This is a genomic window from Amycolatopsis sp. La24 (assembly GCF_029087445.1).
GTDB classification, from domain to species: domain Bacteria; phylum Actinomycetota; class Actinomycetes; order Mycobacteriales; family Pseudonocardiaceae; genus Amycolatopsis; species Amycolatopsis nivea.
This window is the reverse complement of sequence record NZ_JARACH010000005.1, coordinates 212,546-231,358: the sequence shown is the minus strand read 5'-3', so window position 1 is coordinate 231,358 and position 18,813 is coordinate 212,546. Positions and strand designations below refer to the sequence as shown.

General features: G+C 65.0%; 18 protein-coding genes. 2 read left to right on the top strand and 16 right to left on the bottom strand.

The genetic code is table 11. The features are described 5' to 3' along the window. Positions 1-103: 103 nt before the first annotated feature. Positions 104-1,057, top strand: a complete 954-nt coding sequence (locus PUT80_RS09355; protein WP_037364560.1) for a M23 family metallopeptidase — start codon at positions 104-106, stop codon at positions 1,055-1,057. 102 nt (positions 1,058-1,159) lie between these two features. On the opposite strand, the gene PUT80_RS09350 is transcribed toward PUT80_RS09355, so the two are convergent. Then, positions 1,160-1,435, bottom strand: coding sequence for a hypothetical protein (locus tag PUT80_RS09350; protein WP_037364558.1), 276 nt, complete (start codon positions 1,433-1,435; stop codon positions 1,160-1,162). Positions 1,436-1,803: 368 nt separating this feature from the next. On the opposite strand from PUT80_RS09350, the gene PUT80_RS09345 reads away from it, so the two are divergent. Next, positions 1,804-3,048 carry a hypothetical protein gene (locus tag PUT80_RS09345; protein WP_143271440.1) on the top strand — a complete coding sequence of 415 codons (1,245 nt, stop codon included), beginning with the start codon at positions 1,804-1,806 and terminating at the stop codon, positions 3,046-3,048. 9 nt (positions 3,049-3,057) lie between these two features. Here the strand turns inward: PUT80_RS09345 and PUT80_RS09340 are convergent, their stop codons facing one another. The 15 genes from PUT80_RS09340 to PUT80_RS09270 all read right to left on the bottom strand — a co-directional run bounded on the left by PUT80_RS09340 (position 3,058) and on the right by PUT80_RS09270 (position 18,784). Then, the gene (locus PUT80_RS09340) at positions 3,058-4,110 is read right to left on the bottom strand and encodes a DUF3560 domain-containing protein (RefSeq protein WP_081655199.1); all 1,053 of its coding nucleotides are present in this window, start codon (positions 4,108-4,110) and stop codon (positions 3,058-3,060) included. A gap of 94 nt (positions 4,111-4,204) precedes the next feature. Further along, positions 4,205-4,780 (bottom strand): hypothetical protein, encoded by a 576-nt coding sequence (locus PUT80_RS09335; protein ID WP_238604464.1) that lies wholly within the window; start codon positions 4,778-4,780, stop codon positions 4,205-4,207. A gap of 158 nt (positions 4,781-4,938) precedes the next feature. After that, complete coding sequence (locus PUT80_RS09330) at positions 4,939-5,943, bottom strand: DUF932 domain-containing protein (protein WP_037364546.1); 1,005 nt, start codon at positions 5,941-5,943, stop codon at positions 4,939-4,941. Positions 5,944-6,076: 133 nt separating this feature from the next. Continuing rightward, positions 6,077-6,862, bottom strand: a complete 786-nt coding sequence (locus tag PUT80_RS09325) for a hypothetical protein (protein WP_143271439.1) — start codon at positions 6,860-6,862, stop codon at positions 6,077-6,079. A gap of 35 nt (positions 6,863-6,897) precedes the next feature. Then, positions 6,898-7,056 (bottom strand): hypothetical protein, encoded by a 159-nt coding sequence (locus tag PUT80_RS09320; protein ID WP_158242509.1) that lies wholly within the window; start codon positions 7,054-7,056, stop codon positions 6,898-6,900. A gap of 2,132 nt (positions 7,057-9,188) precedes the next feature. Next, complete coding sequence (locus tag PUT80_RS09315) at positions 9,189-12,209, bottom strand: BTAD domain-containing putative transcriptional regulator (protein ID WP_238604463.1); 3,021 nt, start codon at positions 12,207-12,209, stop codon at positions 9,189-9,191. Between the two features lie 158 nt (positions 12,210-12,367). Then, positions 12,368-12,805, bottom strand: coding sequence for a hypothetical protein (locus PUT80_RS09310; RefSeq protein WP_143271437.1), 438 nt, complete (start codon positions 12,803-12,805; stop codon positions 12,368-12,370). A 117-nt stretch (positions 12,806-12,922) separates the two neighbouring features. Beyond that, positions 12,923-13,777 (bottom strand): hypothetical protein, encoded by an 855-nt coding sequence (locus PUT80_RS09305; protein ID WP_143271436.1) that lies wholly within the window; start codon positions 13,775-13,777, stop codon positions 12,923-12,925. Positions 13,778-13,818: 41 nt separating this feature from the next. Then, a complete protein-coding gene (locus PUT80_RS09300) occupies positions 13,819-14,382 on the bottom strand; it encodes a hypothetical protein (protein WP_308196524.1) in 564 nt (187 codons plus the stop codon). Continuing rightward, positions 14,382-14,852, bottom strand: a complete 471-nt coding sequence (locus tag PUT80_RS09295) for a TadE family protein (RefSeq protein ID WP_268745720.1) — start codon at positions 14,850-14,852, stop codon at positions 14,382-14,384. Before PUT80_RS09295 ends, PUT80_RS09300 begins: the two co-directional genes overlap by 1 nt. After that, the gene (locus PUT80_RS09290) at positions 14,849-15,325 is read right to left on the bottom strand and encodes a TadE/TadG family type IV pilus assembly protein (RefSeq protein WP_235079100.1); all 477 of its coding nucleotides are present in this window, start codon (positions 15,323-15,325) and stop codon (positions 14,849-14,851) included. The genes PUT80_RS09295 and PUT80_RS09290 overlap by 4 nt, the downstream gene beginning before the upstream one ends. Then, the gene (locus PUT80_RS09285; protein WP_037359953.1) at positions 15,322-15,507 is read right to left on the bottom strand and encodes a hypothetical protein; all 186 of its coding nucleotides are present in this window, start codon (positions 15,505-15,507) and stop codon (positions 15,322-15,324) included. Before PUT80_RS09285 ends, PUT80_RS09290 begins: the two co-directional genes overlap by 4 nt. Positions 15,508-15,546: 39 nt before the next feature. Beyond that, the gene (locus PUT80_RS09280) at positions 15,547-16,440 is read right to left on the bottom strand and encodes a type II secretion system F family protein (RefSeq protein ID WP_037359951.1); all 894 of its coding nucleotides are present in this window, start codon (positions 16,438-16,440) and stop codon (positions 15,547-15,549) included. Then, positions 16,437-17,342 carry a type II secretion system F family protein gene (locus tag PUT80_RS09275; RefSeq protein WP_238604462.1) on the bottom strand — a complete coding sequence of 302 codons (906 nt, stop codon included), beginning with the start codon at positions 17,340-17,342 and terminating at the stop codon, positions 16,437-16,439. Before PUT80_RS09275 ends, PUT80_RS09280 begins: the two co-directional genes overlap by 4 nt. Then, positions 17,339-18,784: an ATPase, T2SS/T4P/T4SS family gene (locus PUT80_RS09270; RefSeq protein ID WP_037359949.1), complete on the bottom strand. Its 1,446-nt coding sequence runs from the start codon at positions 18,782-18,784 to the stop codon at positions 17,339-17,341. Before PUT80_RS09270 ends, PUT80_RS09275 begins: the two co-directional genes overlap by 4 nt. Positions 18,785-18,813: the final 29 nt, after the last annotated feature.

The window sequence follows — 18,813 nt, the reverse complement described above, 5'->3', positions numbered from 1 at the left end:
GCAGCGGCCGGCGGCCGCGACGCCCGTCCCCACGCGTGCGGAGGTGGCCCCGCCCTCCCCGATGCCCCCGCCCGACCCCGCGCATCCGTGGAGGTGACGCGTCATGGGCAAGATGGCCGCCGCCGGCGCCGGGTTCGTCGTCGTGATCATGCTCTTCATCGGCGGCGGCGCCATCGCTGTGGTTCAAGCCGTATTCGGCAGTTCCAGCAGTTCCGCCGGAGACCTGAACTGCGCCCCCGTCGGGGCGAGCACGACCTCGGCAGCGGGGTACGGACCGCAGGAGATGAGCAACGCGGCGACGATCGTCACGGTCGGCAAACGGATGAACGTGCCCGAGCCGGGCTGGGTCATCGCGGTCGCCACGGCGCTCACCGAGTCACGGCTGAAGAACCTGAACTACGGCGATCGCGACAGCGTCGGCTTGTTCCAGCAGAGGCCGTCGCAAGGCTGGGGAACGGTCGCGCAGATCATGGACCCCGCCTACAGCAGCGAGCAGTTCTACCGGCATCTGCTGGCGCTGCCGAACTGGCAGAACATGCCGGTCACCGTTGCCGCCCAGACCGTGCAGCGATCAGGATTTCCCGGCCGCTACGCGAAATTCGAGCCAGCAGCGCGCCAGATCGTCGGGGCCGTCCAAGGTGCCACCTGTACGACCAGTGCGAACACCGGCGGCTGGACGACCCCGACGAGCGGCACTTGCACCTCCAGATTCGGGTACCGCGGCAGCGAATTCCACAAAGGACTCGACATCGCCGCGCCCATCGGCACTCCGATCCTGGCAGCCAACTCCGGCACCGTGATCAGCTCAGGCCCGGCGTCCGGCTACGGCCTCTGGATCCGCATCCAGCACGGGGACGGGATCGTGACGATCTACGGCCACAACGACCACAACCTGGTCCGCGAAGGCCAATCCGTTCACGCCGGCCAGCCCATCGCCGCGGTCGGAAATCGGGGAGCTTCCACCGGAGCGCACCTGCACCTGCAAATCGAGGTCAACGGGCAGGCCGTCGACCCAGTAGAGTTCTACCGGCAGCGAGGAGGCCAGCTCTGCCGATAGCAGCGCACCGTCGCGGGTGCCCGGGACGAGCCTCCGTGACGTTCCCAGAGCGCTCCGGCGCATGACGCTGGCTCCGACAACCGCCCAGACGCGTGAATCCGGCTACTCGTCCGCCGGAGCACCCTTGAGGTGGTTGTAAAGGTTCGCGCGGCTGAGGCCGACCTCCTTGGAGATTTTGGTCTTCGGCACACCGGCCTTGTCCGCTTCACGGATATCGGCGAGCCGCTCCGTCCGTTCGACCTTCCGCTGCTGGAGCAGGATCTCCCGCATCTCCTGCAGAGAGCTTTCCACGTCGCGGATGCTCTCCAAGGCGGTTTCGATCGCTTCGATGCGCTGTCGGCGGGCGCGCAGCTGCGCGATGTGCTCGTCCTTGTCCATCTGCGGCCCTCTCTCGCGTTGCCAGGGTCGGCCGGCCTCTGAGCGTGACCAACTATCTGTTTGCCGCCCTGTTTCCCTAGACACCTTACCGAGACAGCCGCGGTCAGCGGGGGGGTGTAGTGACCCGAGGGCCCCGGTCGCGAACCACCTGCTGAGCCTGCTTCAACGGAGTTCCGGCGCGTCATCGGAGTCCGCGGGTGGCGGCCACCTCGTCGACACAGGTCACGGCGGTAGCCATCCCGGTACGCAGCAATCCGTGGGTCCCGCCGGACCCACCGCATCGATCGATCACGGCTTTGCGAGCCGGTCGCCCTGGCTGTCAGCGGCTCGCCTGCTGGCCGAGTGGGCGATTCCGCGTGCCACTATGGGTGGGTACCCAGACCATCTGGCTCGACCGTGAGGGCGCAATGGGTTTCTTATCAGGGCCGCGACAGATTTCGGTTCGAGGTTTTCTCGGCCGCCGGTTCCGCACCATGAGCGATGGCGGTTATCCGGGCCTGGTCTTTCTCCTGGCGCGCACGGCCGACAATCCGAAGCTGCACGAGCGGTTCTTCGCGGAGTGGACTGACATGCACGACGTGACGCGTCGCTGTCTGGCAATCATCACCCCTGCGCCGGGAAGCATCACTCTTGAGCATCAGGACCCGTGGCGGGCGGGCCGCGAGCAGGCCGTCGACCTGTGCGGCGTGCAGTGCTTGGGCGATACAAAGAGGCTTACCGAGCCGGCATTGAACGCTCGATCGTGCACGGACATCGACGCACGACCCGACATGGTGGTCGCCCCGGTGCTGCCAGGAAAGTTGCAGTCGTACCGGAAGGCATTGACGGTCGCGGTCAGCGAAATGCGCACATTTTTCGGTGTTTCTGAAGCATTGCTGCCTTGCACGGTGTTCGTCTCCATGTTTGAACGCCGTGTCTTCATTGTGGCACTGGATGACATGACCAGCCTGTATGGTTTTCTAAAGCGAATCAGGATTGAGCTGGAGCCGGTGCTGAACGAGCTCGACATGGCTGAGGCGGAACTCGCCGAGGCGAAGGTGGTCCGGGCAGAACACCATCGCCGTGTTGGCGACCTGCGCTGGAAGGCAAGGAGCGTGAACTTCGAGTGGCACGCGCAGCTGGCACGGTTGGCACAAGACTTGCTCAAGCTCACCGGGAGCCTGGCCGACGAAGAGGCCGAGCTGTGCCGGCAGGTGGCCGCTGACCTGGCCAGCGGCCAGGAGTTGACCCCCGAGAAGCGAGCATCGGCGCGGACTCTGGCCCGCAGGCTCAGTGAGGCTCGTATGCATGGGAAGATGCCGCGTCGATTGCGGCGGGCCATCGCCAAATTTGAGGCTGGCTACCCGGGCACGCACGACGTTGCGGTACGGATGGCGCAGGCGGTCGGCGAGCAAGACGCGCACCAGCGCACGATCGGCCGACTGAAAGCACGGATCGACGACCTCGGCCGGGAACTACGCCTCGGCGCGGCGCTTGTCACTGCCGCCAAGGACGGGACGACCGCCAGGAACATAGTCCAGGCCAACACGATCGGTACCGTGCACTTCCACCAACACGGCAAGGAGCGCCCCGGGCCAGCCGATCGACAAAGCCCAGCAGAGAGCAGTAGCTAAGCAGGTGCATCAGTTGCTCCGGTCGACGCCTGGCACCTCGTATGCTTCGACGACCTCCGGCGGCATCTCCTCCGTGGTGCGGTGTCCGCGCAGCTTGTGCCAGGCGACGGTCCAGGTGGCCTCTTTCTCTCCGGGCTGCGGCGGCGGGAAGACCGGGTTCGGCACAGTCACCGACTTCTTGTTGACCCGGCGTACCCGCATCCACATGTTGTTGTAGAGCACCCAGTCGCCCTTGCTCACGGTGTCCGGCCCCAGCGTGGACGCCTTGCCCTCAGCCTGGAGCTGGGCGTAGATGCCCTTCCAGTAGTCGATCTGCTCGGTGAGGGTGGTGATTTCGCGCCGCAGGTAGGCTGCGCGCTCCTCGCCGGGACGCCTGGTTACCCAGCGGTCCCGCGGTTGGCCGTGCTCGTCGGTCTCGGTCACCCAGCCCGGTTCGCCGTCAAGTTCGCGCTGAAGACGCCGGCGGTCGGCTTCCTGCGTCTCGATCCGGTTGGCCACGGTGACCGGGTTGTGGCGGGCGCCCATGTGGTGCGACGCGGTGTCGGCGCGGCGCGCCAGCTCGTCGGCGTACTCGCCCTGGTTGATGGATTTGCCGAGGTTGTTCCACGCGCGCTCGCGACGGTTGAGGTCGGCCCGGTAGCTGTAGTGGTCGACCAGCAGCGGCTGGCCCATCGGGATGTTGTGGAAAACGTAGTCGGCTTTCGCCCGCGTGGCGTCGGCCTGGGCCTGGTGTTTCCCTGAGCGCTCGGTGAGCCGGTCGGCCCGGTCGTCCATCCGGTCGGCGAGATCGGCCTCTCGCTGTTCGACGCTGGGCATCGTGTCGTCGACGTCGCGCTCGACCGTGTAGCCCGCATCGGTGAGCACGCGCTCGATCTCGGCGAGGGCGTACGGCTTGGACTGGCGATGCCGAGAGGATCGCAACAGCCACGCCGCGGCGTAACGGGACCAGGTCCATGACGGATGGGCCTTCAGCGCCAAGTGCGCAGGACTGTTACGAGTGGTTCCCTCGACGGTGGTGCCGGACTCGTAGTCGTGGTGCATTGTCAGAGTTCCTAGGGACATGGCGATGTGCCTCCTTCGTTTCAGTTCATAGGTGGTGCGGGGCTGTCTTGTTCAGTCCACCTACAGCCGGGCGGGTCATCAGTGGTCGCGGGTCTCAATCCGTCGTTCGCGGGAATGTCGCCAAGAACGCGGCGACACGGGCGGCCTCGCTCGGAGCGACCGAGAAGGCGAAGGCCACGTGTCCGCCGTTGCGGGGCACCGTGGCGGTGCCGACCAGAGGACCCTGGTAGCGCACGATCGCTTCCTGCGGGTCGTGGCCGAGCGGGCTGGGGCCGGGCGCGTGGACGGTCGCGCCGAACGGGTCCGCGATGGCGTGCGCGAGCCGGTCGCGCGCGGCGGCCTGGTCATCGACTCGTTGTTTCAGCTCGCGGGTTTCCGCGAGGGTGACCCGGTAGCCGGGCAGCAGTCGCCGGGCAGTCTCAGCGGCGACCGTTTCGGGTGTCTTTGCCGGGGACACCGTGATTTCGTGTGACGGCACCGGGTTGCCATGGCGATGCCGGATAGTCGCCAGGTCGGCCGGGAGGCCGACGGACAGCCTGAGCCGTGGTGTCTTCTCCCAGTCGGAATAGCACACGTGAAGCTGTTCACCGTCTGGGCCGATGAGGCATCGGTCACGGTGACCGTGGTGGCCCGGTCCGACCGTCCATGTCCCGTCGAGCGCTTCCGCCATCGCTGCCGCGAATGCCTGTATCTCCATGGGTTGTTTTCCTTTCTGTGTCGCGGTTGGTGTGCCCTACAACTGGTTCGGGCGTCGGCTATGGCCATCTCGCGGCCACGGCACCCGCGCGGCGATCGGCCGCGCGGGCACCGAAGCGGCGACAGTCCTTTTCAGACCGAGGCCAGCACCTTGCCGAGCGTCGTCACGGTGTCCTGGTCGAGCGCGTCGGCTTTTCCGTCCACCGCGCGGGACATGTTGCGTTCGGCGCGGGAGGCGTTGCGCACGATCGCTTCGTGGTGGGTGTAGGTGTTGATGGCCTGCACCACTCCCCACGCGGTACCGCGCCACGGGCTGACCCGGTTGTCGGTGTTCCACAACCGGTTGAGCGCGGCCCGTTCGTTCGTCGCGGTAGTGCGGGCACGTCCCTTCTCCTCGGGCACCGGAGTGTGTGCGTCCAGGAAGGCGCGCCATGCCTGGTCGGTCACGGTCGTTTCGCACAGGGCCTTGACCTCGGCGGCGAATTCCTCGGCCACCGTGTGGACCATGACGAGCGCGTCACGGGCCTCCACGATGCGGAACTTGCCGTTCTTGGAGTGCTTGACCTTGAACTGCTGGCCGTACTCGCGCAGCCCGGCCGACATCGTGTTGTCGCACACCACGTTGGTCACGGTGCGCTTGTAGGTGGTGGCAAGGCTGCCGTCGTGGCTGGTGCAGGCGACCAGGTTCGGCCGGAACTCCACGCCTTCCGGGGTGGTGATGTTCTCGGGCACTTCCACGCTCACCCAGGCCTGTCGGCGGTCGCGCAGCAGGCCCGCGGAACCGATCGACAGACCGTCGTCCAGGATGGTGCCGACCTTGTCCAACAGCCATTCCTGGTATTGGTGCACGGTGTAGCCGTCGGCGAAGATCCCGAGGACGTCACCGGTATCCGATGCGGTGATGGCTTGCTTGTTGGGCACGCGGCGAAGGCCGAACTTGCCCGCCACAAGCACCGGTTCCGGTTCGGCGGTCCAGTAGAACAAGCGCCGCTGCACGTCGGCGACCGGAACGGGTCCGGGGTAGTGGTTCGGCTCGCTGCCTTGTGCCGATGCCCGGTAGTGCCATGCGTGCCCGCGCTTGTCGGTGAATCCAATCAGAACGTTGTTGTTGAGCCATTCGCTGGTTTCTTTGGACATGACAAACCCACTTTCGTTAAGGGAAACCGTTGTGCGGTCACGGCGTCCGCACGCCTACGCGCGCGGCACCGAAACGCCACAACACCATGCGGTTAGTTGCCACAGTCAGATCGCGTCAATTCTTCCGCCCGGCTCACTGCGGCATGTTGTGAAAGCCACGCACGTTTTTGCCGTAGGGGTAGACAACCGGGTAACAGTGTTCGCAGCCACGCAATGTTTCGCGAACGTCCGACATGGTTACGGTGTGATTGCCGTGCCGGTATCCGTCGACCATGACCGAAACGCATTCGCAGTCGTCTTCTGCGTAGTATTCGGCGCAGTCGTAATGCAGTGGCTCATCACAAGCGCTTTCGAGCCACTTGTCGCACTCGATGCATTGCCGATATCCCAGCTCGAACATGATGTGGTCGATATCCCAGCCGTGGCAGTCGGTACACAAGGTCTGCCCGTCATCGCTCAACGCCGAAACGACGTCCGCCGCGCCTTCCTCGGGCACGTCGTAGCAGGCGATCAGCACGCGCGCGGCATTCTCGGATTCCCGCCCTGACAGGTCTTCGTCGTCGAGCAGCGGGTATCCGGCGAGAGCAGCACCGATACGGTCGGCGGCCGCACGTGCGGCGGAATCGCCGTAGTCGTAGGCAAGAAGACCGTTCCACTCGGCCGCTTTGCCGGGTGCCGCTTCCTCCATGAGCCGCACCGCCGCGTGCCCGTTGGACACGTCCGCCAGGTGGGCGCACTGGTGCCCGGTGAGGTAATCGCCGGGAATTGGCAGCGGATCACCGCCCGATCCGAGCACGAAGCCGAATCCGGACCAGTCATTATCTCGGACGCAGTCTTCACCGTCCCATGTCCCGTAACGGAAATTCTGCCTGAAGAACAAGTGCGCATCTTCGGAAAAAGAAATTTCAGGGTTGTTCATGATTGGCACTCCCAGCGGGTGCGGATTGGTGTTAATCACAGACCGCATGCGGCAAAGAAACGGTCGCGGTCGAATCGCGAGTTTACCGATTTGAAGTACGTGCACAAGGCGTCGGCGAGCGCTTTTCGTTCGTCGTCGGCGACAACTTCCCGACGTACGGAATCGGCAATTTCTTTGAAGTCTTTACGCGTCATGACAGAACCTCCAATGATGTTGTAGTTGCGTGTCGTTTGGCGGTTCAGGCCAGTTGCGAACTGGTACGGGCCGAAATCTGGACACGTCGGGTGCGATTCGCGCAAAGGGGATCATCTTCTATGTCCGTGCGATGCGTAACCGCAAGCGATAGCGCCCGGTCGGCCGGTAGCGCATTCCCTGAACCTCCCCAAAAGGGAAGCCGTTATGTCTAGCGCACAACGCAGGGAACCATGCCCGTGAGACATAGCGTGCTATGAACAGGAAAGCGCGACGCGCTTGAGAGAGTGTCGTTCAATGTCGGCAACCGCTCTACACAATCCGGACGCCCACACGTTGTGACGGTTTTCGGCGCTAGACCACCATGTAGTTATCTTGGGGACACACCACTGGCAGGCATGCCTTTTATGCGCGCTACTCCGCTCTATAGCAAGGGATTCACATAACGGGGCTGCAAGCGCAGTTACTACGCATCTCAGACTAGAAATGCGCGTTTGGCTACGCGTCGTTCCCCACTACTGCCCTGCACGGTTTCGCTGCTGTCCGCGCGGCCCAAGCCGCTGCCCGCGCTATGCGGGTCTTATCGTTCGTAACGACCAAACCTTTAAGGAAAAAAGGAAGGAGATCGCTCGCGGGACGCCGTGTCCCGGTCCTCACGCCCTTCTCTGTCTTATCTCTCCGGTCTGTCTCGGTTAAATGTCTAGGTTGACATACTGACTAGACACTTTCAAGCTTCAGCCGGGTTCCGTTATCTCGCCGTTACCTTCGGCATCGACCCCCTGCCCAGGGCCGGCCAGGCCCTTGAGCTGGGAAGACGCAGAGGAAGAGAAGGACCCGCACAGCGGCAGCCAGCGCCCGCGCCCGCAACCCGCACAGCGGCAGCCAGCGCCCGCGCCCGCAACCCGCACAGCGGCAGCCAGCGCCCGCGCCCGCAACCCGCACAGCTTGGATTCGGTACGAATTTCTCTTTGGATATCTTGCCGTTTTCGAATCACACCACTTGCAGCCACGCCGTTTATGTGGTTGTCAACATCTATGAGGTCATATTTCTGTATCGTTAGGTTTTATCTTGCGGGCAAGGAAAAGAGGGAAAGAGCTATGCAGTCACTTAGGATGAAAAAGAAGGAAGAATGGAAGAAAAGCTGTGACGAATGAGAATGAAGAAGAAGATGGCTACAGCACAACGGAACTTGCGGACGGAAGGCGGTGCGAGCATCAGATAGCCAACACGGCACCCAAGCCGACTGTTCACGTGCCTGCCGGCACCGAAGTCGGAGGACACGGAGGAAGGGGCCGCCTAGCCTTGATCTGCAACAAGGCTTTGACGTCCCGACTCCTCTCTAAGAGGAGTCCGAAGAAGAAGACGCAGAGGAAGGTGGAGAGGAAGATGGACGGGCGAGAGGCGTACGGGCTCGCCGCCGGCTCCGTGCTGGTTGTACACGCTGCAGAGCACTGGCCTCGGGCCACGCCGCGGATCGCCTCCGCTGTCTCCCGGAATCACACAAATACGTTCACGTCACGACGCTCAAAGTATCCGCGAGGAATCAGCACAGTATAACGAGGTTGGCTCGCGTTTGATAGCCTTCGATAGTTGGGTTCGCGATGGAATCACGGTTATCCGCTGCGCGAGGCACTGGGCTGATTAAGCTGGCTTGCCCAGTGGGATATGTGATTTCTCGGCTGCTGCAGGGCGTCCACAAGGCTGCGCTTGGGGCGGGGCGTTGGTCGAGGTCGGCCAATGATGCGTGAGCAGATGCAGGTGGCGGGCTTGTTCCAGCAGGGCGAGTGCCTGTCCGGGGCTGCGGTTTCTGATCTTGCGAACCAAAGTGCTGAGTGCGCCGAGGACGTCGCAGGGCCCGTCGATCCATTCCGCGGAGATGCCTTCGGCAAGGCCTCCGCGGTACCGCTCGGCGACACGGCTCGTCGCCGCGACGGCCGTTGCCGAGGCCTGGCGACTGGCGGTAATCGCGTCCTGGAGCCCGCCAGAGGTCGGCGGTCAGGATCGTTCTGGTCAAGCCGGTAGTGGCTGTCCTGGTTGACGATGAGATCCACGTGCGCAGCAACGCGACCATGATGCTGAGGGACGATGACTAGCCCCACGCCCGGACGCAGGTAGCTGACCGGGAACTGCCGCTCAGCTCGCTTCTCGGCCTCGTCGTTGGCTGCCACGAGGCTGGCGCAAGAAGTCGGCGAGCCCGATGGTGTCGCGGCCAGGACGCTGGTCCAGCGTAGCTAGCGAGTTGGTCAGGAGGCTCAACGTGCGCGAGATGCTGTCGTACTGGCCAAGCCGAGCTTGGATTCGCATCAGGTCTCGGTAAATGGCCTCGTTGTACGGATCGAGGCTGCGGGCCTGTTCGAGCAGTGCGAGCGTTTGCTTCGGGTCACCATCGCCGATTGTGCGGATCAAGGCGCTGAGTGCGTCGAGGACTTCGCGGCGTATTGCTTCGCGTGGTCCGTCGATCCAGTCTGCGGAGATACTGTCAGCGAGGTCGCCTCGGTACAGCTCGGCCACGCGTCGCAAGGTGGCTTCCGCGTCGGTCCCGATTGCTGCGTGGCGGCTTAGGGCGAGCGCGTCGAACACCTCCCAGAGGTCCACCGTGACTACGGAGCGGTCGAGCGCGTAGTGCCCGTCGTCGTTAGCGGTGATGTTGGTGATCTCATTCCTTGTCGCAGTACGCAGTCCACGGCGCAACTGGGAAAGGGTTGCGTGGAAAGAATTGTAGGGGCGATCGCCTGGTGCGTCGGGCCAGAGCGCCGCGGCGAGCACCTCGCGACGGGCGCCCTCGGGGTGCAGCGCGAGGTAAACGAGGACTTCGCGCTGGCGCGGCGCAAGACACTCGATGAGATCGGTGGGATTCGGTTCAACGCGCATCAGGCGCAGTCGGCCGAGCACCTGCAGATGCAGCGGCGTGTCCTCGTCGGCGCTGAGCTGCACGGAGGCGTGGGCGGGTGTTTGCAGCAACGGACGACCGGTCGATTGCTCGTCGCCTGCCCGAGAGGTCGCGGGCTTCCCGTCCTTCGATGAGCCGGCTGTTCGCGGTGGGATAGGGGCACGCGGCGGGGGTCGAGGATCGTTGTTGGGCGGAAGTTCGGGGGTTTCCTGCTCGGTGGTGGCGTCCGGGGAAGCAATGTCGATCGCGCGGCGCGCCGGTGGCGAGGCTGGCAATGCTGACATTACGGGTGCTGGTTCGTGCGCCCCGCCGGTGATGAACTCGAAGTTCGTCTGGTGTGTCGGGCAGTCCGCACCGGCGTCGTCGGTGGCAGCAAACGCCGCACGGCGTGCGGGGGCGTCTTCGCCCCTGCGCACGGAGGTCGTCTCGGCCGCAGGCTGTCCGGGCGGCTCCGAGTCATCCGGTTCTGCGGCGTGGAGGAGGGCGAGCAGCTCTGTGGTGTCGGTTCCGGGCAGGGTGAACAAGCGGGCACCGCCCAGAGCATCGGCGAGAGTCGGGCTGGTCGCTCCGATGGTGCCGTCGTTGCGGACGCGCGCGGTGCCGCCGGGACGCCATTGGCCGAGAAGCACGCCGGCCAAGCCGAGACCGGCGCCGTTGTCGAGGATGGCCTGCATTCGTCGCTCGACATCTCCCGCGGGCGTTGCGACCAGCACCGCATGCGCCCTGTCGTCGGCGTCATGCTCCTGGTCGGCTTCGTCGTCGCGGACGCGTGTGAGGAGTTCTGCTTCCAGGACTGACAGCGCGGCCGGCAGGTCGTCAACGATGCGGAGCCGGGCAGGCGCCCCCAGAGGCAGGTCGGTACCGAACAGGGTTTCGGCGTCAGCGGCAGGAATGACCACGAATGCACCTTGGCCACCGTTCACCGCTGGCGCGAGCAGGGCGACGATCAGGGCACGCGCAGCGGCGTGGGCACCGGGGCCGATGAGTCCGAGCCCGCAGCTGCGGGCGAGGTCAAGCGCGACAGCCTGTCCCTCGCGGAGGCCGAGCACGGTCGTCTCTTGCGTGGGCAACGCTGCGCGCGCGGTGGCCTGCGCGCGGTCACGCGCATCGAGGTCAGCAGGCCGCGCGAAACCGGAGGGCTGCTGCGAGATGCGCGACGCATTCTCGCCGTCGTGGGGCAGCGTTGCGTAGTCGTATGCGATCCGCAGAGCACGTACGACCGGGGCCCCGCCCGGATCATCAGGTTCGGCTGCACTGGGCCGATAACGGCTTCGGCGGTGCAGCCGCACACTTATCATCGCGACAGTGATCAGCGCGGCAAGTCCCAGGCCGACAAAAGCACCGGTGGGCAATGAGATCCCAATGCCAGGAACGGCAGCGGCAGGAGCGGCTTTGGCTGGCGGCGAAGGAACGGACGGCAGCGGGGTTGAAGGGGCTTGTGTGTCGGGGCCAGGTGCCTGTGGCCGATCGGGCGGGCTGGGGTGCTCTGCGACAGGGGGCGGCGCGGGAGAGACGGATGTCAGCGCGGGCAACCGCAGTTGCCAACCTGGCCGAATGAGACTCGGCGTGGTGAACACCGTCCCGTCGATCTGCGTGGTGCCACGGTTGAGCTTCCAGATCTCCGGCCAGCGATTGCCGTCGCCAAGGCAGCGTTGAGCGACCCGCCACAGGCTGTCGTGCACACCGTGTTCAGGTGGCCGCACAGTTTCCATGTCCTGCTGGCTCGCCGTGGCAGCTCGAGTATGCGCCGCGGCGGTGACGATCGCGGGTCTATTTGTCGACAGGATCTCAGAACGGTGAACCGCCGTCGCGATGGTGGTGCGTCCGTCTGCGGAGGGTTCGAGCGCGGCAGCCTGTGTCGTTGTGGTCGGGGCGCTTGTCCGGCTGCTGAGGATGGAGAACACGATCGTCCCGACCAGCACGCCCGCGGCTGCGTGTAGCGGGCCATCCCGGACGCTTCCCCCTGAGCGCTGCCAAGGCGCGCAGCGAACCACGTCCGGGATCGCGGCCAGCACGTCGAACGTGAACCGGGCCCACAAGGGCCACAACGCGCAAGCCAGGGCGTCGAGCAGGAACTGAGGTGACATCGGCGCGAGCAGGGTGTTCTGGATTTCGTCCCAGGCAGGCAAGTGGTCGGGCAATGGCCAGCCGATGAATTGAACGAGTGCCGTAGGCAAGCCGCCAATCAGAGCAAGCAAGACGACGACTGCCAGCAGAGCGCGAAGAGCACGGGCAAGCACTCGGACCGTGGCGGCGAGGACCAACCAGGAACGGTGACCAGCGGCGAATGGTCGGGCCGGTTTCCGTTGCGCTGATTCTGATGTCGCGGTCATGACTTGCCCGTTTTCGTGGCGATGTGGAAATCGTGCTCGATGTGGTATCCACCAGCGTCGGCACAGTTGTGCCGCGCCGAGTAGCGAGGTCAGGTCACCGTTGGCGGGACAGGTGCACGCGCCTCCGTCGTAGTGGCGCTAGTCGCTCCCACCTCTGACGCCGCAGATGACTTATGGACTGCTGTCCTTTTCGTCGATTCTGGCCGGTGGTTCGGACCCGCCTTCGCAGCTGCCGCACTGGCCTTCGATCGCTGGCTTTTGACGCGAAGGGGTTTCTGACCATCGAACCAACGAGCCAGGTCAGTGGCAGATACATCGGTGAACTGCGCAAGCTCGTCGATGCTAATAACGTCGTTGGCAGCGGCCAAGGTTTTGCCGAGTTGCGTTTCGATCGCGGCGAGCTGGCCAGCGATCTCCGATCGCCTCTCCGCGAGGTCACCGACCTGCTTTGCTGCGGCTGATCGTCGTGCGCTGCGAGCAGAGTCGACTTCCTCGACGCGGCGCTCGATCTCCTCACCGGTGGCCATTTTTCTCCCTTCTCCGTTGACGCGCGGCACTTTCAGCTTTCGGCGGCACGTCGTTGCGACGGGGTTTCGCCGCTGTCGGTCCACAGCAGGTGATACGGGCATTCCTCGACAACGCACTCATCGGCAATGCCCCTCTGACGACGGCCACGACTCGACCGGCTGTTCCCACGGAAACCTTCCGGCGTCAACGACGTCGCGGGCAGCGGTGATGCCGCTGAACATGTGCTGCGCCAACGTTTCCGCGGTATGCAACAACTGTTGGGCCTCGCAGTGCTCGGGCAAGGCGGCAAGGGCTGCCTCAGTGCCTGCAGCCAGCTTGGCATGCCGAAGCTTCGCTTCCCATGCCCGAGTCAACACGAGGCAGCTGCGCATGTGAAGCAAGACCTCGTTAAGGACGTCCTCGATCTCAGCAACCGCCTCGCGTGCCACGGCACCCAGCTCGCCGACTGCGGACTTGGGCGCGCCGGCGAGTTCGTCGGCGAGGCTGCGGGCTGCGCGGGTGCGGTCCAGGAACTGGAGTGTCTGCCACACGATGCAATGCATCTCGCGTGGGACAGTGGAGCCAAGCCAGGCACGGGCCGGGCTGCGGCGCAGCTCGTCCACGCCCGTGATCATGGCACGCGCTGCGGTATCGGTTGCGCCGAGGCCGGTGAAGTCGCGGCTGCGGAAGAAGAACTCGCCCCGTCGGCGTTCCAGCCGGCACGAGGAGGCAGGGTCGTGGTCATGCTCGGTGAGCAATCCGGCGGCACGATCCCAGCCGATTACCACGCCCATTCCCGCCGCGAGAACTCCGGCGCAGACCAAGGCAACGCCCAGGTCCGAGCTCACTGCGACGGCGGTCAAGGCAATACCGCCCAGCACACCGATCACGACCTGTGGGTGCAGCGCGGCGCGGACGCGTTCGGCGCGCCACCGCGACGGCGGGACGTACGGGTTCAACAGCACGGAGTCCGGTCCGTCGACGAACGTCACGACTCTCACCGGCTTCGCCGCGGCGGACTGCCTGTGGCCTTTCATCGCGGCTTCCTCTCGACGGCGGCTGAAAAGAAGCTGCAGCAAGGGAATTTGAGCGGCGATCGTCTGCTGCCCATGGTTCCGCTCGAACCGGGAATCCCTTCCGAGACCACGAGTCCACGGTCTTCGCCGGACATTCCTCGTTGCGGCTGAGCCTGTCCTGTGCCGGTAACAGTGATCGAACCGATCCCGACGAACCCGAGTAGTTGGGTTGGCTGGCTGACAGTCACGGTCACAGTGACGGTGTTGCCAGCTACAGACACACTGCCACTTTCACCGGTGGCAGCAAGATACTGGCGCGCCAGAATGGTTGCTTGTCTGGGCACCAACCGCAGGGCTCCACTGGAACGGTAGGCGGACAGGTCGATGGCTTGCGCTCCGGCACGGGCAGCCTCTTGCGCCTCGCCGATCGCGCGAATTTTCGCGGCCAGGGCAAGGCCGCCGTCGAGTACCAGTCCGCTGAATGCGATGATTGCGGTGACCAGCACGACGACGAATGCGGTGACTCGTCCGTCTTCATCCGCGCGCAGACGTCGCAGCCGGACGGTCAAGGTGCCGAACATCAGGTACCCCCGGCATTGGCGGCGACGCCGCGGTATGTGTCCACAGGGGACGAGAATGACGCGGAGAGCTGAATGCTTCCCGGCATTCCGAGGAGCGCGAGGTCTGACAGTCCCGCCGTACAGGTGACTTCCACGCTGACGGTGGCCCCTGGCTGAAATCCCGCGGTATTGACGGTAACGGCCAGACTCCGGCACGTGATGCCGGCATTGGCCAGCGCTGCGGACGCAGTGGCGTGAGCGTCGTTCCGAGCGTTGGTCACGTTACGCGCGAGAGACGCCGCACGTGCTGCTTGGTGAGCTGCGTCTTCAAGCCGCAGGGTGGCATCCGCCATTCGTCCGCAGAAGACGATGAACAGGAGCATCATGATCAGACCCGGAGTGAGCAGGACCAACTCCGCGGCGGCCGATCCTCGCTCGTCGTCACGGAGCGAGCGCAACCGCTGTCCATAACGGACTCGCCGCGCGCTCACGGCTGGGCTCCGGAGCGAAAGCGTTCGACCGGACCCACAGCGTCACCCTCGGCAGTCAGTGTCAGGAAAGGAACGACTTGGATCACGCTGCCTTCCACGTGCACTGCCGCCCGGTCCGGGCTTCGACTCACGATGGCGCGCGGATCGCGCAGCGGGCCACTGCCGAGTTGCTGGAGAATCTGGTTGGCCTCGATCTGCCCGCGCGCGGTAGTCCCGCCCAGCACTCGCGTAGTCGACAGGGCTTGAGATGCGGCGGCTTGAGCAATATGGGAAGCGTGCATCCACAACGCAAACTGCGCGATCGACATGATCAGAAGCAGCAACAGAGGCGTAGCGAGCACGAGTTCTGCCGTGGCCGCGCCACGCTCGTCCGCCAAGATTTGACGCAACCCTCCACGCATCAACAGCCGTGGCGTCGTAGATGTTGTCGCCTTCGGCGAGCTGTCACCATCGATCCACATCGGCGGACTCACATGTGGATGCTGTTGGCCTTATCGGTGACCACTTTCACCAGCAAAGCGATCACGACCAAGGCCAGAGCGACGAGCGCGGCGGTGACGAGTACGGTTTCCGTGGTGTACCCACCTTCGTCTTCACGCAGGCGCCGCACGTGGTCCTTGACGAAGCTCCACAAGAGAACAATTGGCGTCAACATTGTTTCCTCCCATAAGTGTCGATTACCGATACCTGGCTTTCAAACCCCTCCTAGCACGGCAGCCACAGCCGGGTAGCCGATGAACAAGAGGAAACCGATGAAGAGCACAATCACGGGCAGGCTCATCCGTTCGGTGGCAGCTTGCGCGTCGCCCTCGGCTTCGGTGAGTTCCCGTGTCCGCAGTGCGGATGCCTTGGCTTGCAAGGACGCGCGGACGTGGGCGCCCTCCGTGCCTGCAAGGCTGACTGACGCGGACAGTTCGGCGAGCTCGCGGATGTCAAGTTCGGCCCCGAGTGCGCGAAGGGTGGCCCACGGGGTGACGCGGGTGACTTTTGCGATCGTCAGCGCACGTCGGATCTGGTTGAACGAGCGGCCACGGCCAACCGTGGCTGCGTCAGTAAGAGCGCCTTCCACTCCGGCACCCCCAGCGAGAGTGACCCGAATCAGATTCAGATAGGCGCTCAGCGCGAGGCGGAAGTCAGCCCGTCGGCGCGCGGCGGCGCGCCGAACCGTGATGTCGGGCAGCAAGAATCCGATGAACCCGGTAAGCAAGCTCGCGATCAGCGATACCTCCCAAGCCAGGGGCATGCCCAGCAGCGCAAGCGCGACCGAGACGAGCGTCGGCAGCAAGAGCCCGGCAATCGCGAGTGCCGCTTTGTCAGCCAGGTGGGCAGGGACAGGCCTGCCGGTCATGGCGAGGTCTTTGCGCACGACAGGGCTGGGCAGCCCGACTGCGGTCAACAGCCCGACGAACGGCTTTCCCAGCGTGGTCGCCCAGCCAGAACGTTCCAGTGGCGTAATCGGTGCTGGCGTAGGCGTGTTGTCGAGTCGCCGCAGGAGTGAGGCCAGACCGGGACGCGGTGGCACTGCCCATACCAGGATGGCCCAAATCCCGAGCCCGAACCCAGCTCCGATTGCCAATGCGGTGATCATGCTTGCCCCTCCCCTGTGGACGCTGTCGCGCCGTCGCGGCCGCGCAGTGCGTCAAGGTCAGTCAGGAACCGGTCTGGGGTCTGATAACGAGCCATGCGGGCGAGCCACAGAAACGACAGCGTGAAGAGCGCACCGACGACGGCGAGCATGATCTGTCCGAAGGCTGAGTCGAAGGGAGCCAGGTAACCGCGGTTGAGCGCGGTCAACCCGGCGGCGAACGCCAACGTGACTCCGACAATCATCCGGACGCTGGTCCGGGTGCGAGCGCGGCCAGCTTCCACCCGCAGCCGCATGGACACCTGCTCACGAGTCTCGGTCGCGAGTTCGCCGAGCAATTCGGCCAGCTGACGCGCTTGCTTCTCCGAGGCCAGCACCAGAGCGCTGATCAGCAGGTCGGCCGTCGGATCAGCGAGCTGATCGGCCAGGTGCCGCAGGCTGGCAGCTAGCCGGTCGCCGCGTTCGAGACGGAACGTCAGCTCGTGAATCTCCGGGCGAATCGCCTCGGGCACGGTCTCCGCAGTGGCAACGATGGCTTGCTCCAACCCCGCCGCCGCAGCGAGTGTGTCGCGCAGCATCTCGCTCCACGACGCGATCGCCTCGATGCGAGCCACAGTTCGGGCATGTTGTTTGTCCGAACCGAGCACCCGCGGCAAGCCCCAGGTCGCCATTGCCGCCAGCACGCCCCCGACAAGCCATCCCGTGGCGATGGCGACCACGATGCCCACTGCCGCGGCCGCGAGCAGCCACCGCGTCCGGAGCGGATCCCGTCCGGTCTGTCCTCTGTTGCGCCGGCTCCAACGAGGCCAGCGCACAGTGACGCCCCGCCAGGCGGCCACAATCAGCAGCAGACCGAGTTCGACACCAATTCCGAGCAGTGCCATCAACGCGGTGGTCGTAGTCACGGCTTCCACCACCCTTCAGCCCGGCCCGACAGATCCGGGTCGAAGCCCGCGTCGACAAGGTCGTCCACCGTGGCCGTCCGCAGCGGAATGCCGGGAATCGCGCGGAAATCAGCCCCTGGGCGCCACACCTCGTTCGAAATCACTTGAGTGCCGTCCGCACCGACGACTTCGCGGATTGAGGACACGACTCGCTTGCCGTCCTCGCCCCGGGGCTTCTCCAGATGGACCACGAAGTGCAGCGCGGAAGCAACCAGCAGGTTCGTGGCCTCCAGCGAAAGGCGTTCAGGCCCTTGGACCGCGTAGGCGGCGAGCTTCGTGAACACACCGCTGGACAGGGACGAATGCAGCGTGCCCATCGAGCCGTCGTTGCCCATGGACATCGCGTTGGTGAGCGGAATGACGACCGGGCCGCGAACCTCGCCGACAATGACCCGGTCCGGACTCATTCGCAGGGACTGCCACACCAGCTCGGACTGTGAAATCTCGCCCTGGCCCTCGACGTTGGCTTCGCGCGCCTGCATCGCGACGACATCCGGATGACCAGGGTCGTGGTCGAGTCCCAGTTCGAAGACGTCCTCGATGGTAACGAGCCGTTCGTGCGGCGGGATTGCCGAGGCCAACGCTCGCAGCAGGGTCGTCTTGCCGATCGCGACGCCGCCGGTCACCAGCACATTCTTGCGTGCCCGCACCATCGCCGTGAGAAAGTTCTCCAGCGCCAGGTCGACCGTTCCGTTCTCCCGCAGTTCCCGCAACGTTACTCGAGCGAACCGATGACGGCGGATCGAAAGCGACGGCCTGGCCGTCACCGCCATCACCGCCGACGCACGTTCGCCGCCAGGCAAGGAGAAGTTGACGATCGGACTGCCGCGGTCGAAGCGCCGTTCCTCCACACCGGAGCGTGCGGCGAGATCGCGGATCAGATCCACCAGTTCGGCGTCAGAGCCGATGATCGGAGGCAGGCGTTCCCGCAGGCCTGAGGCGTAACGCACGAACACTCGGTCCCCGTTGATGTTGACGTTCTCGATGTCCGGATTCGCGAGCAACGGCTCGAGGCCAGCCATACCGAAGATCTCGTCCAACACAGCGGAAACAACACGTTGCTCGACGTCCTGCGGCACTACCGCCCCGCCGGTGTCAAGTTCGTGCTGTGCTTGCTTTTCCGCGGCATCAGCGAGAATCGCCTGCGCCATCCGACGCCGCTCGCCCGGTTCCATCGCAGGACGGCCGGCATCGTCGTCGGCCTGCATACGGGTGGACAACTGCCGAGACAGTTCTCGGCGAAGATGAACGCGCAGCCGATCCACGGCCGCGGCGTGGCGAGGGTCGACGCCAGGAACGCTCGTCGGCCCTGGAAATGAAGAGGTGGGCGGTGGCAGGTTCGGTGGCATCGACACACCGTTAGGTGAGGCTTGCTGGCCCGGGTAGATGTGCGGCGAGGTCATGGGCGCGTCCCGTTCGTCGACGACCGCGC